This window comes from Mycobacterium sp. ACS1612 (assembly GCF_001667505.1).
Lineage (GTDB): Bacteria > Actinomycetota > Actinomycetes > Mycobacteriales > Mycobacteriaceae > Mycobacterium.
The window spans coordinates 109,067-125,390 of sequence record NZ_LZHZ01000051.1 but is presented as its reverse complement, the minus strand read 5'-3'; the positions used below and the strand labels follow the sequence as shown (position 1 = coordinate 125,390).

Sequence of the window (16,324 nt, the reverse complement as noted above, 5' to 3'; positions counted from 1 at the left end):
CGTTAGTCCTCGGGCACCTCGCGCTCGATCTCGTCCAGCCAGACGCGGGCCGACATGTCCGACGGCGCCCGCCAGTCACCGCGAGGCGACAGCGATCCGCCGTGCGAGACCTTCGGCCCGTTCGGCAGCGCCGAGCGCTTGAATTGGGAGAACGAGTAGAAGCGCTGCGCGAACACCTGCAGCCAGTGCCGAATCTCCTTCAGCGAGTAGGCCGGTCGCTTCTGGTCGGGAAAACCGACGGGCCAGTCCCCGCGTTCTGCGTCGCTCCAGGCATGCCACGCCAGGAACGCGACCTTCGACGGGCGGAACCCGAACCGCAGCACCTGAAACAGTGAAAAGTCCTGCAGCACATACGGGCCGACCTTGGACTCGCTGCTCTGAATCTCCTCATCCTCGCCCGCCGGGACCAATTCCGGGCTGATCTCGGTGTCGAGGACCGACTGCAGCACGTCGTTGACGGTGTCGTCGAACTGCTTCGACGAAATCACCCAGCGAATCAGGTGCTGGATCAGTGTCTTCGGCACGCCTCCGTTGACGTTGTAGTGCGACATCTGGTCGCCCACACCGTAAGTGGACCAGCCGAGGGCGAGTTCAGACAGGTCGCCGGTGCCGAGCACAATGCCGCCACGCTGGTTGGCGAGCCGGAACAGGTAGTCGGTGCGCAGACCCGCCTGCACATTCTCGAACGTGACGTCGTAGACCTTCTCACCGCGGGCGAACGGATGATCCATCTCCTTGAGCATCAGTTCCGCGGTGGCCTTGATGTCGATGGTCTCGAACGTCACGCCAAGCGCTTCGGCGAGTCGGTTCGCGTTGCTCTTGGTGCGCTCACCCGTGGCGAAGCCCGGCAGCGTGAACGCGAGAATGTCGCTGCGCGGCCTGCCTTCTCGGTCCATCGCGCGGGCAGCGACAATCAACGCGTGGGTGGAGTCCAACCCACCGGACAGCCCGAGCACCACCTTCGGATAGTCCAGTGCCCGCAGCCGTTGTTCCAGACCAGCGACCTGAATGTTGTAGGCCTCGTAGCAATCCTGTTCCAGGCGTTGCGGATCCGCGGGCACGAACGGGAACCGCTCGATCTCCCGGCGCAATCCGATGTCACCGCTGGGCGGGTCGAGCTGGAATTCGATGCGGCGGAACGATTCCGCGGTGATGCCGTGGTGCAGGCGGTTGTCGTCGAAAGTGCCCATCCGAAGCCGCTCCGCGCGCAGTAGTTCCAGGTCGACGTCGGCGACCGAACGCTGATCGCCCAGCGCGAACCGCTCCGACTGGACCAGGCGTACGCCGTTCTCCCATATCATCGTCTGGCCGTCCCACGCCAGGTCGGTGGTCGACTCGCCCTCACCCGCCGCGGCATAGACATAGGCGGCCAGGCACCGCGACGACGCCGACCGCGCCAGCAGGCAACGGTCCTCGGCGCGGCCGATGGTGATCGGGCTGCCGGACAGATTCGCCAACACCGTCGCACCCGCGAGCGCCGCCTGCGCGCTGGGCGGGATCGGCACGAACATGTCCTCGCAGATCTCGACGTGCAGCACGAAGCCGGGTAGGTCGGTCGCGGTGAACAACAGGTCGGGCCCGAACGGCACGTCGGCCTCGCCGATCCTGATCGCGCCGCGCATCACGTCGCCGGCCGCCATCTGGCGTCGCTCGTAGAACTCCCGGTACGTCGGCAGGTACGACTTCGGCACCACGCCGAGGATCCGGCCGCGGTGGATCACCACGGCGGTGTTGTAGATCCGGTGCTGATAGCGCAGCGGCGCGCCGAGGACCAGCACCGGCATCAGTTCGGCCGATGCGACCACGACGTCGAGCAGCGCGTCCTCGACCGCGTCCAGCAGGGCGTCCTGCAGCAATATGTCCTCGATCGAGTAGCCGGACAGCGTCAGCTCAGGAAAGACCGCCAGCGCGACGCTGTCGTCATGGCATGCCCTGGCTACCCGCACGACCGACTCGGCGTTGGCCGCGGGATCGGCGATGCTCGTGTGGTGGGTGCACGCCGCCACTCGCACGAACCCGTGGCGATAAGCCGAATAGAAATCCATGCCTCAATGTTGCCCGAAAACGGATCGGGGTATGCAAAACCCCATGAGTGACGTCGCAGTGCTGGTCATAGACATGTTGAACACGTATGCGCACGAGGACGCCGAGATGCTGGCGGACAATGTGGCCGAGATCGTCGATCCGCTGGCCGGGCTGATTGCGCAGGCCCGCAACCGCGACGACGTCGACCTGGTTTACGTCAACGACAACTTCGGCGACTTCACCGCGGATTTCGACGACATCGCAGAGGCGGCGTGCAACGGAAAGCGCCCCGAGTTGGTGACGCCGATCGCACCCGACGAGGCCAGCAGGCGCCTGCTCAAGGTGCGGCACAGCGCGTTCTACGCCAGCTCACTGGACTATCTACTCGGCCGGTTGGAGACCAAGCGGCTGATCCTGACCGGCCAAGTCACCGAACAGTGCATCCTCTACACCGCGCTCGACGCCTACGTGCGCCATTTCGAGGTCATCGTGGCGCCCGACGCGGTCGCCCACATCGATCCCGAACTCAGCGATGCCGCCCTGACGATGATGAACAAGAACATGCACGCCGAGATCGTGCCCGCTGCGAAGTGCCTGAAGTAGGTTTCGCGCCGCTGCGCGCGGGTAGGCGTTACCCGTGGTCACACGCGACCGGATCGCCGAACCCTGGGGCGGCCGAACGCCGTACGGACGAGGCGAACCGTGGCCGACCCGCGTCGACACCTATCTGACCGACGACGCCGTCGACCAGTGGGTGCAGTCGGCGTCCGTGTTGCATTCGAACGGTGACGGCCTGGACGTCGCGGTGAAAGACGGCCGCATCGTCGGTGTACGCGGACGCGCCGACGACCGGGTGAACCACGGCAGGCTCGATCCGAAGGATCTCTACGGCTGGCAGGCCAACGCCGCGCCCGACCGCCTCAAAGCCCCGATGGTCCGGCGCCAGGGCCAACTCGTCGAAACCGATTGGGACACCGCGATGGACGAGATCGTCCGGCGCAGCAGGACGTTGCTCGACGGGTTCGGGCCCGGTTCGTTCGGCTTCTACACCTCCGGTCAGTTGTTCCTCGAGGAGTACTACACATTGGGCGTCATCGCCCACGGCGCCATCGGCACCAACCACGTCGACGGCAACACCCGCCTGTGCACCGCGACCGCCGCGGAGTCGCTGAAGGAATCATTCGGATGCGACGGGCAACCGGGGTCCTACACCGACGTCGACCACGCCGACGTGATCGCGCTGTACGGCCACAACGTTGCCGAAACCCAAACGGTGCTGTGGATGCGGATGCTGGACCGGTTGGCGGGCCCGAATCCGCCTGCGTTGGTGTGCGTCGACCCGCGGCAGACACCGGTCGCCCGGCACGCCACCGTCCACCTGGCGCCGCTGCCGGGAACCAATGTGGCGTTGATGAACTCGCTGCTGCACGAAATCGTCCGCAACGACTGGATCGATCGCGACTACATAGCCGCGCACGCTGTCGGTTTCGACGAACTACGCAAGCGGGTCGACGAATTCCCACCCGAGCGGGGCGAGGAGATCTGCGGCGTGCCTGCCGGTGAGATTCGCGAGGCGGCGCGGCTCATCGGCACCGCAACCGCGTTGACGTCCACCGTGCTGCAGGGCTTCTACCAATCCAACCAGGCCACCGCGGCGGCGGTGCAGGTCAACAACATTCACATCCTGCGCGGCATGCTCGGCCGCCCCGGATGCGGGGTGCTGCAGATGAACGGTCAGCCCACCGCCGAGAATACGCGAGAATGCGGCGCCGACGGGGATCTCGCCGGCTTTCGCAACTGGTCCAACGACAGCCACATCGCCGAACTCGCCGAACTGTGGAACATCGAGCCCCTGCAGATACCGCACTACGCGCCGCCCACCCATGCGATGCAGATGTTCCGCTACGCCGAGCAGGGCACGCTGCGACTGCTGTGGGTCAGCGCCACCAACCCGGCGGTCTCGCTACCCGAATTGGGCCGCGTGCGAAGCATTCTCGCGCAGGAGCGGTTGTTTTTGGTGGTGCAGGACATCTTCCGGACGGAGACGGCCGAACTCGCGGACGTGGTGCTGCCCGCCGCGGCGTGGGGCGAGAAGACCGGCACGTTCACCAATGCCGACCGCACAGTACACTTGTCGGAGAAGGCGATCGACCCGCCGGGACAGGCCAAGCCGGATCTGGACATCTTCCTCGACTTCGCGCATCGGATGGATTTCCGGGACAAAGACGGCGCGCCCTTGCCGAATTGGAAGGATGCCGAGTCAGCGTTCGAGGCGTGGAAACGATGCAGTGCGGGACGGCCGTGTGACTACACCGGACTGAGCTACGCCAGGCTGCGGGGTTCGGGTGGAATCCAGTGGCCATGCACCGACGAGAATGCCGAAGGCACCGAACGGTTGTACGCCGACGGCACGTTCTGGGCGCGACCCGACTACTGCGAGGCCTACGGCAAAGACCTGATCACCGGGGCCCCACTGGAACCCACGGAGTACCGGGCGATGAACCCCGACGGCAAGGCCATCATCAAAGCCGCCGAATACCTGCCACCGCACGAACAACCGAGCAGCGACCGCCCGTTCGTACTGATCACCGGGCGCACGGTGTACCAGTTTCACACCCGCACCAAAACCGGGCGCGCACCGCAACTGCGCGACGCGGCGCCGGACGTGTGGGTCGAGGTGTCGGACTCCGATGCATCCCGGTTACGGATCCGCGAAGGCGATCTGACCGAGGTGTGCACTGCACGCGGCACGGTGTCAGCCAAGGCGCGGATCAGCGGAATCCGCGAAGGCGTGCTGTTCCTGCCGTTCCACTACGGATATTGGGACAGCCGCGACGACGGTAGCCGTGACCGGGCGGCCAACGAACTGACCATCACCGACTGGGACCCCTGCTCAAAGCAGCCGATCTTCAAAACCGCTGCGGCACAACTACGTCGGGTTGCCGGCGGGTCCGGACCCGCGCCCGCGCCGACGACCGCGGCGTCGAGACCGGTGACCGGCGACGTGCCGGACACCGTCGGCGGTCCGGACGCGGCGGTGACCGAGTGGGAGGGATGAGATGAAGCTCGGACTGGCGCTGGCCGAACTGCACCGGTCGGAGGCGGGCCTGGCCCGGTCGTTGGACGCGATCGCCGCACGGCACCACAACGACCACGGGATCCATCACGTGGCCCGCGATCTGGCCCAGTGGTCCCGCGAGCACGTGGAGTTGATCGCCGACATCGGCAGGCGGTACGGAGTGCGGTTGCGTGCGCACCCGCGGACGACGGCTCTCGCGGAGCCCGTCGCCGAGTGGATCAGCGATCGCCTCGGCCGCAGGCCGGAACCGGCCCTGCTGTTGCTTGCCGACATACGCAGGCTGCACCGGCTTGCCGCGGGCGTGTCTGTGGACTGGGAGCTGTTGGCGCAGGGCGCGCAAGCGGTCAAAGACGACGAACTGCTGGCGCTCACGCAGCGCTGTCATCCGCAGGCGCTGCGCCAGATGCGCTGGGCGAACGCGATGCTGAAGGAGTTGTCGCCGCAGGCCCTCGCGAACTGACGACGTCGGCTTCTGTTGGTCTGGGGTTCGCCTGCGCGCACCGCGCATTTTGATCGGATCGCGCATCGTGAAACCACACCACCCAACTCCGGAGGTCATCATGAACAAGCCTGCTGCTCAACGTCATTCGCGCTCCTTGCTGCCGGAGCTGTCCGGTCTGCTCAACACCCTTCCTTCGTTCGCCAACCTGCGCCCGCTATTGGACGGCCGTGTGTTGCGGATCGAGGACGAGCGCAAGGACGGCGTCTACGAGGTGCGCGCCGAACTTCCCGGCGTCGACCCGGTCGAGGACATCGAGATCACGGTCCACGACGGCAGGCTGACCATCAGGGCCGAGCGCAGACCGACCGGTGAATCCGCCGGTCGCTCGGAAATCTGCTACGGATCCTTCACCCGGACGGTCGCGCTACCTGCGGGCGCCTCCGAAGACGACATCACGGCCAGCTACGACCGGGGCATCCTGACCGTGTCGGTCTCGCTCACCCAGGAGCGCCCGGGCCAGAAGCGGGTCGAGGTCATCGAGACGATCCCCGGCGACGACGACGGGCAGCCTGCGCTGAAGGCCGCCGAACACTCCGAGCACACCGAAGCGCACCAACCCGCCTGAGCCGGATCGCCTAGCCTGGGAGACGTGGAAGCACCGGAACTCGTCGCACTGCTGCGTGGGCGGCGTGTTGCGGTGCTCACCGGCGCGGGAATGTCCACCGACTCCGGCATCCCCGACTACCGGGGCCCGGACTCACCGCCGAGCAATCCGATGACGATCCGCCAGTTCACCTCGGACCGGGCGTTTCGGCAGCGGTACTGGGCGCGCAACCACGTCGGCTGGCGACACATGGACCAGACGCTGCCCAACGCCGGCCACCGCGCGCTGGCCACGCTGGAACGTGCCGGGGTCGTCTCGGGCGTCATCACCCAGAACGTCGACCTGCTGCACACCAAGGCAGGCAGTCGCACGGTGATCAATCTGCACGGCACCTACGCGCAGGTGGTCTGCCTCGATTGCGAGCACAGTATGACGCGCGCCGCGCTCGGGGAGATGCTCGATGCCGCCAACCCCGGCTTCATCGAACGCGCCGAGCAGGTCGGCGGCATCGCGGTCGCACCCGACGCCGACGCGGTGGTGGACGACACCTCGTCGTTTGTGATTGTCGACTGCCCGGTGTGCGGCGGCATGCTCAAGCCCGACATCGTCTACTTCGGCGAGAACGTCCCGAAAGACCGTGTGGGCGAGGCGTATTCGCTTGTCGACGGCGCTGACGCGCTACTGGTCGCCGGCTCGTCGTTGACGGTCTACTCCGGATACCGGTTCGTCCGGCACGCCACGGCGCTCGGCGTGCCGGTCGCGATCATCAACCGCGGCCCCACCCGCGGCGACGCACGGGCGGCGGTGAAGGTCCACAGCGGGTGCTCGGAGATGCTGGCGCTGCTGGCCGACGAACTGCCAACGGTTGCGAGTTCGGCGTAGATGACCGACGACACCAACTGGTTGCAGTCGCTGCTGGAGCGCAAGCGACCCGATCCCGGACCGGTCGTCGGGAGGTGGGCGCTTGGCTTCGGCGACATGGTGGCGGATCACCCGCTGACACCGGACAGACTGCACTGGCTGGTCCGCAAGCTGAACCACTTCGGCGGGGTGGCGATCAGCGAGGACGGCGTGGAATTCGACGGCGACGACGTCAAGTGGTCCGACGTCACCGAGATCCGCACCCGCAGCCTGATCGAGTATCTGTTCACCGGCGGCGTGGACAAGCAAGCAGACAAGCTGCCGCTGCCGTGGTTTCCGTTTCGCGGCAAGGTGATCCAGGCCATCTCGCGAGCGGCCCTGACGCTGTTGCTCGCCGCGGCCAAGCAGCAACTCGAGGCCGGCGCGCTCGAAATCCGGATCCCCGCCGAGGTTTACCACCGCGGCCTGCTCGGCGCCCGTGAGCTGACGCCGGGCATCCTCGCCGCGGTGGTGCTGGCGGATCCGGTTGTGCGTCAGTGTTTCGAGGCGACAGCCGAAGCCCACGGCGTCGCGGTGGGCCCCGCCGGGGACGATGTGATGGCCGATGCCGGCCACCGCGCCGAGCAGATCAAGTCGCTGCTCGCCACGGTGCAGACCAAGATCGACAAGCTGACGCCCTAGACGGCGACCAGATCGTCGGCGTGCACGGCGGGGCGGCGCATGTCGGCGGGCAGATCCGAGGTCGACCGGCCCAGCATGGTGGCCAACTCGTTGTGGTCGTAGGCCACCACCCCACGGGCCACCATGGTCGCATCCTGCGAGCGCAACTCGACGACGTCGCCGCCGTAGAACCGCCCGGACACCGCGGTGATGCCCGCGGGCAGCAGCGAACGGCGTTGCCGCACAACGGCTCGCACCGCGCCGTCGTCCAGCGTCAGCGCGCCCGCCGATTCGGCCGCGTAGCGCACCCAGAACCTGCGCGCTGACATGCGTTCGGCCCGCGGTGCGAACACTGTGCCCACCGATGCGTCGGCCAGCGCGGTCGCCGCGTCCGCCGCGGCGGCCAACAACACCGGCACGCCTGCGTCGGCGGCCAACAGCGCCGACGACAGCTTCGACGCCATCCCGCCGGTGCCGAGATGGCTGCCGCGGCCGGCCACCACACCGTCGAGATCGGCGGGGCCATCGACCTCAGGGATGAAGCGCGCGTTGCCTTTTCGCGGGTCCGAGTCGTAGAGGCCGTCGATGTCGGACAGCAGCACCAGCGCGTCGGCGCCCACCAGATGCGCGACCAACGCCGACAGCCGGTCGTTGTCGCCGAACCGGATCTCGTTGGTGGCCACCGTGTCGTTCTCGTTGACGATCGCGACCGCGTGCAATGCCCGCAAGCGGTCCAGCGTGCGCTGCGCGTTGGTGTGCTGCACCCGCATCGAGATGTCATGCGCGGTCAGCAGCACCTGTCCGACGGTGCGCTGATACCGGGCGAACGCCGCGCTCCACGCGTTCACCAGCGCCACCTGCCCGACGCTGGCCGCGGCCTGCTTGGTGGCCAGATCGGTCGGCCGCTTGGACAGCCGAAGCGGCTCGATGCCTGCCGCGATGGCGCCGGACGACACGATCACCACGTCGGAGCCCGCTTTCATGCGGCCCTCGATCGCGTCGGCCAGCACGGCCAGCCTGCTCGCGTCGAAGACGCCTGCCGGGGTGGTCAGCGCGGTGGTGCCGATCTTGATGACGACGCTGCGCGCGGTGCGGATGGCATCCCGATGCTGGCTCACGAGTCACGGCCGCCTTCTGTGCTCCTCACGTCCGCGTCCTGGCGCCGCCTCTCGCGCCGCGCCGCCTTGCGTTCGGCGGCGCCGACACGGTCCGTCTGCTCCAACCGCGCGTCGGTGCCGCGCCCGGACAGCGTGACATCCACCCCCGCCGGGGTCTGCGGCTCCCAGTCGAACGTCACGTCGCCGATCGTCACCGCGCAGCCCGGCTTGGCGCCGAGACGCAGCAGTTCGTCCTCCACGCCGAGGCGGGCCAACCGGTCACCGAGATAGCCGACGGCCTCGTCGTTGTCGAAATCGGTTTGGTTGATCCAGCGTTCGGGCCGGGTACCGCGCACCACGAAGCCGCCCTGGCCGTCGGGTTCGACGGTGAAACCGCTCTCGTCCACCGGGATTGGTCGGATCACCGGCCGCCGCGGCACGACAGGTGGCTGCGCCGCGCGGTACGCCGCGACCATGTCCCACAGCGCGAAGGTCAACGGCCGCAGGCCTTCTCGGGACACGGTCGACACCTCGTACACCGGCCAGCCGAATCGGCGGGCGATCTCATCGCGGACGAAGTCAGCCAACTCACGCGCGTCGGGCACGTCGATCTTGTTGAGCACCACCGCGCGTGGGCGTTCGGCCAGATCGCCGAGCGTCAGGTCACCCTGCAGCGTCGGGGTGTAGGCGGCCAATTCCGCTTCCAGCGCCTCGATGTCGGACACCGGGTCGCGGCCGGGTTCCATCGTCGCGCAGTCCACCACGTGGACCAGCACCGCGCAGCGTTCGATGTGCCGCAGGAAATCCAGGCCGAGGCCGCGGCCTTCGGACGCGCCGGGAATCAGGCCGGGCACGTCGGCGACGGTGAACGTGTGCTCCCCCGCCGACACCACACCGAGGTTGGGCGTCAGCGTGGTGAACGGATAGTCGGCGATCTTCGGTTTGGCCGCCGAGATCGACGACACCAGCGACGACTTGCCCGCCGACGGGAAGCCGACCAGACCGACGTCAGCGACCGTCTTCAGTTCCAACGTCAGGTCCCGGACCTGGCCCTTCTCGCCGAGCAACGCGAAGCCCGGCGCCTTGCGCGCCCGCGACGCCAACGCGGCGTTGCCGAGGCCGCCGCGGCCACCCGCGGCCGCTTCGAACCGGGTGCCCGCCCCGACCAGGTCTGCGAGCAGTCTGCCGTTCTCGTCGAGCACGACGGTGCCGTCGGGCACCTTCACCTCGAGGTCGGCGCCCGCGGCGCCGTCGCGGTTGCTGCCCGCGCCCTGCTTGCCGGAGGGCGCGACGATGTGCGGGTGGAAATGGAAGTCGAGCAGGGTGTGCACCTGCGGGTCGACGACCAGGATGACGCTGCCGCCGCGGCCGCCGTTACCGCCGTCGGGTCCGCCGAGCGGCTTGAACTTTTCGCGGTGAACCGACGCGCACCCGTTACCCCCGTTACCGGCCCGCGCGTGGATCACGACGCGGTCTACGAACCGGGGCATTGGGCTTCCTTTCCATGTCGAAATCTACGTTTTGCAGAGAAAGTGCGAGAGGCCAGCTGCAAAACGTCGATCTCGACGCGGAACTAGGCCTCCTGAGGCTGCGGTCGCACCACGCTGACGATCTTGCGACCACGCTTGCTGCCGAAGGTGACCGCACCGGGGGCGGTCGCGAACAGCGTGTCGTCGCCGCCACGGCCGACATTCACGCCGGGGTGGAAGTGCGTGCCGCGCTGACGGACGATGATCTCGCCGGCCTTGACGATCTGGCCGCCGAATCGCTTGACGCCGAGCCGCTGGGCGGCTGAGTCGCGACCGTTGCGTGAGCTGGAAGCGCCCTTCTTGTGTGCCATTAGATTGCCCTCCGCCTGTGCTGTCTGTTCTTCGCCTGACGGCTCATCACGCGATGCCGGTGACCTTGAGGACCGTCAGCTGCTGACGGTGACCCTGCCGCTTGTGATAGCCGGTCTTGTTCTTGAACTTGTGAATGCGGATCTTGGGACCCTTGGTGTGCTCGAGCACCTCACCCGTGACGGCGACCTTCTCCAGGTCCCTGGGTGCACTGGTGACCTTCGCGCCATCCACGACGAGCGCGACGGGCAGCGAGACGGATGCGCCGGCCTCGGCGTCGAGCTTCTCGACCTTGACCACGTCACCAACGGCGACCTTGTACTGCTTGCCGCCGGTCTTCACGATTGCGTATGTCGCCATCGTTCCTCTTCGTCTCTGGGCGCGCGGCACCTGCGGTGCGCTCGCGATGCTTGGGTGCGGAACCACGTCGGGCCCGCTGTCGTCGGCGTCAGCCGTAAGACAACTGGTCCAGGGTACGTGAGGCCCGCCTATAGGGTCAAATCACCGCAGGTCAGCCGTCATGGCTGGGCGGACCGGCCGGGCGCACGGCGGCGCGACGCCGGTGGCGGCCGCCGGGGGCGGTCACCGCCACCGCGGCAGGCTGGGCGCGGACGTCGGCGTCGGGGTCCTCGTCAGAATCCTCAGAATCGTCGTCCTCGTCGTCGGCGTCCTCGTCCGAGTCCTCGTCGTACTCGTCGGAGTCGTCGGAGTCGCCGTCGATGACTTCGATGTCGTCGTCGATGTCCTCGTCCTCATCGTCGGCGTCCAGGTCGATCTCGTCGGACTCGTCCTCGTCCTCGTCGTCCGCCGAGTCGTCCTCGTCGTCGAAGTCCTCGTCGTCGAGTTCCTCCTCGTCCTCCGACTCGACGAACGCCTCGCCGATGGTGTCGGGTTCCAGTTCGATGACGTCCTCGGTGGTCGTGGTGTCGTCGGCCTCGCCGTCGGTGTCCTCGTCGTGCTCGTGCTTGCCGTTGGCCGCGGCCATCGCCTTGAACATCGGATGCTCGCCCGCGGGATGCGGCGGCACCTTCGCGACCGCGACGTCGTCCGCCTTGGCGCCCTTCTTGCCGCGCTTGCCGCGCCGATTGCCGGTGTCGGACTTGCGGCCGGTCGCCGACGCGGAATCGACCGGATCACCGTGCAGCAGGATGCCGCGGCCGGCGCACTGCGTGCACTGCGTGGAGAACGCTTCAATCAGCCCGGTGCCCAACCGCTTTCGGGTCAGCTGCACCAGCCCCAGCGACGTCACCTCGGACACCTGGTGGCGGGTGCGGTCACGGGCCAGCGCCTCGGTGAGCCTGCGCAGCACCAGATCTCGGTTCGACTCCAGCACCATGTCGATGAAGTCGATGACCACGATGCCGCCGATGTCGCGCAGCCGCAGTTGGCGCACGATCTCCTCGGCCGCTTCGAGGTTGTTGCGGGTAACGGTCTGCTCCAGGTTGCCGCCGGAACCGGTGAACTTGCCGGTGTTGACGTCGACGACGGTCATCGCCTCAGTGCGGTCGATGACCAGCGTGCCGCCCGAGGGCAACCACACCTTGCGGTCCATCGCCTTGGTCAGCTGCTCATCGATGCGGTGCACCGCGAACACGTCCGGACCGTCGGGGGCAGGCTCGTACTTCGTCAGCCGCGGAACAAGCTCGGGCGCAACGGAATTCACATAGTCGTTGATCGTGGTCCAGGCGTCGTCGCCGGATACGATCAGCCCGGAGAAGTCCTCGTTGAACAGGTCGCGGATCACCTTGACCAGTACGTCGGGCTCTTCGTAGAGCGCGATCGCGGCGCCGGCCTTCTTCTCGGTGGTCTCGGCGGCCTTGGCTTCGATCTCGGCCCAGCGGTTCTGCAGGCGCTCGACGTCGGTGCGGATGTCTTCTTCTTTGACGCCCTCGGACGCGGTGCGGATGATCACGCCCGCGTCGGCAGGCACCACCTCACGCAGGATCTCCTTGAGCCGCTGCCGTTCGGTGTCGGGCAGCTTGCGGCTGATGCCGGTCGAGGATGCACCGGGCACGTAAACCAGGTAGCGGCCGGCCAGCGACACCTGCGTGGTCAGCCGCGCGCCCTTGTGTCCGACCGGATCCTTGCTGACCTGCACCACGACGTAGTCGCCCGGCTTGAGCGCCTGTTCGATCTTGCGGTTCTGCCCACCGAGGCCCGCGGCCTCCCAGTTCACCTCGCCCGCGTAGAGCACGCCGTTGCGGCCGCGGCCGATGTCGACGAACGCCGCCTCCATCGACGGCAGCACGTTCTGCACGATGCCGAGGTAGATGTTGCCGACCAGGCTGGCCGACGCCGCGGAGGTGACGAAATGCTCGACGACGACGCCGTCCTCGAGCACCGCGATCTGGGTGTAGCGAGCGCCTTCGTGCGGCGGTTCGGTGCGGACCTTGTCGCGCACCACCATCGTCCGCTCGACGGCTTCGCGGCGAGCCAGGAACTCGGCTTCGCTCAGGATCGGCGGACGGCGCCGGCCGGCGTCGCGGCCGTCGCGGCGGCGTTGCCGCTTGGCTTCCAGCCGGGTCGACCCGCTGATGCCCTGGATCTCGCCGTTGTCCTTGTCGGATTTGTCCTTGCCGGTCCGCGGCGCACGCTCGTGGACGACGGTGTTGGGCGGATCGTCGGGCGAACCGGCGTCGTCGTTGTCGTCACCGGACCCCGACTTGCGGCGGCGCCGACGCCTGCGCCGGCGGGTCGCGCCCTCGGTGCCGGTGTCGTCGTCGCCGGTGTCCTCGTCGGAATCGTCGCCGGACTCGTCGTCCTTGGCGTCGGCCTGGGTTTCGCCGGAGTCGCTGTCGTCGTCATCGCCGCCCTGCTCGCCGCGACCACGCCCGCGGCCTCGCCGACCACGGCGGCGGCGCCTGCCCGCAGGCCGCTCTCCTTGATCGTCGTCGGCGTCGGCGCCGCCGTCGTCGTCCTCGTCGTCCTCGTCGGCGTCCGAGTCGTAGTCCAGTTCGACGGGCTGCGGCGCCATGAACAGCGGCAGATAGTCGGCGCGCTCAGGCTCGGGGGCGTGGTCGAGAATGAGCCGCGACTCTGGCTCTTCCTCCTCGGCGACCTCTGCCGGTGGCTCCGCGTCGTCGGCCGTGTCGTCGGCAGTTTCGGCGGGCGCGTCGATCAGCGTTACCTGCTGATCCTCGCCGGTCTGAATCTCGTCTGAAAGCTCGTCGGTATCGGCTGAAAAATTCTCACTGTCGGCCACGTATTCTCCTCAAGCCCCCGGGCGCGTCGTGTGTGACGCGGCCACGCGAGGGCTCTCGCTCTTGTCCCCGGGCTAGTGCTCCCGAGCTTGTTATGGTCTCGCCCCGAGGGGTTCCTGTGGGAACCGTCTCGGTGCCGGTCTGAATGATGGCTGGACGGTCGGCGCCGCACCGCGTTCGCGATGGTCGCGCACGTCGAAGTCTTCATTCGGGCATCCACCCCGCTTAACAGGACGGCTACCCGAGGCCAGTATCCCACATCACGCGGGCCAGACCGACCAGGCTGGACCAGCGGGCTATTTGCCAGGGAACCAGAGTTCGATCTCGCGGGCCGCCGACTCCGCCGAATCGGAGCCGTGCACCAGGTTGTCCTGGGTGATAAGTGCCAGGTCACCGCGGATTGTGCCGGGCGCTGCCTTCTCCACCGGGTCGGTGCCGCCGGCAAGTTGGCGGAACGCGGCGATCGCTCGCGGGCCCTCCACGATCGCGGCCACCACCGGCCCCGAGGTGATGAACTCCAGCAGCGAACCGAAGAACGGCTTGTCCTCGTGCTCGGCGTAATGCTTGCGGGCGAGGTCGTCTTCGACGTTCTTGAGTTCCAGCGCCGCGATGCTCAGGCCCTTGCCTTCGATCCGGCGCAGGATCTCGCCGATGAGGCCGCGCTGCACGCCGTCGGGCTTGATCAAAACGAGGGTCCGCTCAGTCACGGCCGACAGCCTAGTCGGACGGTGGCTGCTGGCCCGGAAGCAGGCCACGCTTCTGGCGGCGCAGCACCTCGGCGCGCAGGTATGCGATGAACAACCAGACCGCGGCGAAGATCAGCCCGATGAAGCCGACCGCGCCGTGCAGCAGCCAACCCGCGATCAGCACCACCTGGACACCGACGTTGACCCAGATGGCCCATGGCCTGCCCTGCACCCCGCACAGCAGCACCAGGACCAGCGCGAAGCCGATCAGATAGCCGGCGCTCAGCGGTGTGAGTCCCTGGTCGGCGGCGGCCACCACCGGCAACGCGAGTAGCACCACGATCGCCTCGAGGATCAGGGTGCCCGCCATCACGCCGCGGAAGCTCTTCCACGGGTCCGGTTGTTCGGAACTCATTGCGGGTCCTTCCCGAACAGCGTGCGCGCCGCCCCCGCGGTGACGACGGATCCGGTGATCACCACGCCTGCGCCGCTGAATCCCTCGCCCTCGTTACCGGATTCCTCGACCAGGGCGGTGGCGGTTTCGATCGCGTCGGGCAGCGTGGCCGCGGTGATGACGCGCTCCGTCCCGAACCGTTCCTCGGCCCGCAGCGCCAGCCCTTCGACGTCGAGCGCGCGCGGGGATCCGTTGTGGGTCACCACGATCTGGTCGAAGGCAGGCTCCAGGGCGGCCAGGATGCCGTCGACGTCCTTGTCGGCCATCACCGACACCACGCCGACGAGGTAGCGGAAGTCGAACTCTTCCTGCAGGGCCTGCGCAAGAGCGGTTGCGCCCGCGGGGTTGTGGGCCGCATCGATGAAAACCGTTGGCGCCGTGCGCATCCGTTCCAGTCGGCCGGGGCTGGTGGCGGCCGCGAAACCGGCACGCACCGTGTCGACGTCGAGCTGACGGTCGGCCCCGGCGCCGAAGAACGCCTCGACCGCCGCCAGCGCCACCACCGCGTTGTGGGCCTGGTGTTCACCATGTAGCGGGATGAAGATGTCCGAATAGCGACCACCGAGACCCTGCAATTCCAGCAGTTGACCGCCGACGGCGACCTGCCTGCCGAGCACGGCGAACTCCGAGTCTTCCCGGGCCACCGCCGCGTCGGCTCGAACCGCCTGCGCCAGAAGCACTTCCATCGCCTCAGGCAGCTGCCTGCCGATGACGGCGACGGTGTCGGTGGGCACCAGATCGTCGGCCTGTTTGGTGATGATGCCTGCCTTCTCGCCCGCGATCTGGGCGACGGTGTCGCCGAGATAGTCGGCGTGGTCGAGGCCGATGGGGGTGATCACCGCGACGGGAGCGTTGACGACGTTCGTGGCGTCCCAGCGCCCGCCGAGGCCGACCTCGATGACGGCGACGTCGACAGGCGCGTCGGCGAACGCGGCGAACGCCATCGCGGTGACGACCTCGAACTTGCTCATCGCGGGTCCGCCTGCGGCCTCGGACTGCCGGTCGACCAGTTGGACGAACGGCTCGATCTCCTGGTAGGTCGCGACGTAGGAGGCGGGGCTGATCGGCCTGCCGTCGATCGATATCCGCTCCACGGCGGACTGCAGGTGCGGGCTGGTGGTGCGACCGGTGCGGCGACTGAACGCGGTCAGCAGCGAGTCGACCATCCGCGCCACCGACGTCTTGCCGTTGGTGCCTGCGATGTGAATCGATGGATAGCCGAGCTGCGGTGAGCCGAGCAGTTCCATCAACGCGGAGATCCGGGTGGTGCTCGGTTCGAGTTTCGTTTCCGGCCAACGCTGATCGAGCAGATGCTCGACCTGCAGCAGGGAGGCGATTTCGTCCGGCGTCGGGACGTCGGTCATTGACTGTTGCTCTT

At 67.8% G+C, this 16,324-nt stretch carries 15 protein-coding genes; 6 read left to right on the top strand and 9 right to left on the bottom strand.

Translation table 11 applies throughout. The features are described 5' to 3' along the window. Positions 1 to 2: 2 nt before the first annotated feature. The gene (locus A5724_RS20570) at positions 3 to 2,045 is read right to left on the bottom strand and encodes an NAD(+) synthase (protein ID WP_067806235.1); all 2,043 of its coding nucleotides are present in this window, start codon (positions 2,043 to 2,045) and stop codon (positions 3 to 5) included. Positions 2,046 to 2,088: 43 nt separating this feature from the next. On the opposite strand from A5724_RS20570, the gene A5724_RS20565 reads away from it, so the two are divergent. The 6 genes from A5724_RS20565 (at position 2,089) to A5724_RS20540 (ending at position 7,692) form a co-directional block, all read left to right on the top strand. Further along, positions 2,089 to 2,628: a cysteine hydrolase family protein gene (locus tag A5724_RS20565; protein WP_067806232.1), complete on the top strand. Its 540-nt coding sequence runs from the start codon at positions 2,089 to 2,091 to the stop codon at positions 2,626 to 2,628. A gap of 34 nt (positions 2,629 to 2,662) precedes the next feature. Next, a complete protein-coding gene (locus tag A5724_RS20560; protein WP_067806229.1) occupies positions 2,663 to 5,083 on the top strand; it encodes a molybdopterin oxidoreductase family protein in 2,421 nt (806 codons plus the stop codon). 1 nt (position 5,084) lies between these two features. Beyond that, positions 5,085 to 5,564 carry a hypothetical protein gene (locus A5724_RS20555; RefSeq protein ID WP_067806226.1) on the top strand — a complete coding sequence of 160 codons (480 nt, stop codon included), beginning with the start codon at positions 5,085 to 5,087 and terminating at the stop codon, positions 5,562 to 5,564. 100 nt (positions 5,565 to 5,664) lie between these two features. Further along, positions 5,665 to 6,171, top strand: coding sequence for an Hsp20/alpha crystallin family protein (locus A5724_RS20550; RefSeq protein ID WP_067806541.1), 507 nt, complete (start codon positions 5,665 to 5,667; stop codon positions 6,169 to 6,171). A gap of 24 nt (positions 6,172 to 6,195) precedes the next feature. Further along, positions 6,196 to 7,032 carry an NAD-dependent protein deacetylase gene (locus tag A5724_RS20545; RefSeq protein ID WP_067806223.1) on the top strand — a complete coding sequence of 279 codons (837 nt, stop codon included), beginning with the start codon at positions 6,196 to 6,198 and terminating at the stop codon, positions 7,030 to 7,032. Next, positions 7,033 to 7,692 (top strand): hypothetical protein, encoded by a 660-nt coding sequence (locus A5724_RS20540; protein ID WP_067806220.1) that lies wholly within the window; start codon positions 7,033 to 7,035, stop codon positions 7,690 to 7,692. Here A5724_RS20540 and proB read toward each other — a convergent pair. The 8 genes from proB to A5724_RS20500 form a co-directional block, all read right to left on the bottom strand. Next, complete coding sequence (proB, locus tag A5724_RS20535) at positions 7,689 to 8,789, bottom strand: glutamate 5-kinase (RefSeq protein ID WP_067806216.1); 1,101 nt, start codon at positions 8,787 to 8,789, stop codon at positions 7,689 to 7,691. The genes A5724_RS20540 and proB overlap by 4 nt on opposite strands. Beyond that, entirely contained in the window at positions 8,786 to 10,258 is a 1,473-nt protein-coding gene (obgE, locus tag A5724_RS20530; protein WP_067806213.1) for a GTPase ObgE, read from the bottom strand. Before obgE ends, proB begins: the two co-directional genes overlap by 4 nt. 83 nt (positions 10,259 to 10,341) lie before the next feature. Next, positions 10,342 to 10,608: a 50S ribosomal protein L27 gene (gene rpmA, locus A5724_RS20525; protein WP_067806211.1), complete on the bottom strand. Its 267-nt coding sequence runs from the start codon at positions 10,606 to 10,608 to the stop codon at positions 10,342 to 10,344. A gap of 46 nt (positions 10,609 to 10,654) precedes the next feature. Then, positions 10,655 to 10,966 carry a 50S ribosomal protein L21 gene (gene rplU / locus A5724_RS20520; protein WP_067806208.1) on the bottom strand — a complete coding sequence of 104 codons (312 nt, stop codon included), beginning with the start codon at positions 10,964 to 10,966 and terminating at the stop codon, positions 10,655 to 10,657. A gap of 151 nt (positions 10,967 to 11,117) precedes the next feature. After that, a complete protein-coding gene (locus tag A5724_RS20515; protein WP_369830651.1) occupies positions 11,118 to 13,757 on the bottom strand; it encodes an Rne/Rng family ribonuclease in 2,640 nt (879 codons plus the stop codon). A 345-nt stretch (positions 13,758 to 14,102) separates the two neighbouring features. Beyond that, on the bottom strand, positions 14,103 to 14,513 hold the full coding sequence (gene ndk / locus A5724_RS20510; protein WP_067806196.1) for a nucleoside-diphosphate kinase: 411 nt from the start codon (positions 14,511 to 14,513) through the stop codon (positions 14,103 to 14,105). 10 nt (positions 14,514 to 14,523) lie between these two features. Continuing rightward, positions 14,524 to 14,907 (bottom strand): DUF4233 domain-containing protein, encoded by a 384-nt coding sequence (locus A5724_RS20505; protein ID WP_067806193.1) that lies wholly within the window; start codon positions 14,905 to 14,907, stop codon positions 14,524 to 14,526. Then, a complete protein-coding gene (locus A5724_RS20500; protein ID WP_067806190.1) occupies positions 14,904 to 16,310 on the bottom strand; it encodes a folylpolyglutamate synthase/dihydrofolate synthase family protein in 1,407 nt (468 codons plus the stop codon). Before A5724_RS20500 ends, A5724_RS20505 begins: the two co-directional genes overlap by 4 nt. Positions 16,311 to 16,324: the final 14 nt, after the last annotated feature.

What these genes read in the sequence shown, in the direction of transcription:
- A5724_RS20570 (WP_067806235.1), bottom strand. Translation starts at nt 2,045, where the DNA reads ATGGATTTCTATTCGGCTTATCGCCACGGGTTCGTGCGAGTGGCGGCG.
- A5724_RS20565 (WP_067806232.1), top strand. Translation starts at nt 2,089, where the DNA reads ATGAGTGACGTCGCAGTGCTGGTCATAGACATGTTGAACACGTATGCG.
- A5724_RS20555 (WP_067806226.1), top strand. Translation starts at nt 5,085, where the DNA reads ATGAAGCTCGGACTGGCGCTGGCCGAACTGCACCGGTCGGAGGCGGGC.
- A5724_RS20550 (WP_067806541.1), top strand. Translation starts at nt 5,665, where the DNA reads ATGAACAAGCCTGCTGCTCAACGTCATTCGCGCTCCTTGCTGCCGGAG.
- A5724_RS20540 (WP_067806220.1), top strand. Translation starts at nt 7,033, where the DNA reads ATGACCGACGACACCAACTGGTTGCAGTCGCTGCTGGAGCGCAAGCGA.
- obgE (WP_067806213.1), bottom strand. Translation starts at nt 10,258, where the DNA reads ATGCCCCGGTTCGTAGACCGCGTCGTGATCCACGCGCGGGCCGGTAAC.
- rpmA (WP_067806211.1), bottom strand. Translation starts at nt 10,608, where the DNA reads ATGGCACACAAGAAGGGCGCTTCCAGCTCACGCAACGGTCGCGACTCA.
- rplU (WP_067806208.1), bottom strand. Translation starts at nt 10,966, where the DNA reads ATGGCGACATACGCAATCGTGAAGACCGGCGGCAAGCAGTACAAGGTC.
- A5724_RS20505 (WP_067806193.1), bottom strand. Translation starts at nt 14,907, where the DNA reads ATGAGTTCCGAACAACCGGACCCGTGGAAGAGCTTCCGCGGCGTGATG.
- A5724_RS20500 (WP_067806190.1), bottom strand. Translation starts at nt 16,310, where the DNA reads ATGACCGACGTCCCGACGCCGGACGAAATCGCCTCCCTGCTGCAGGTC.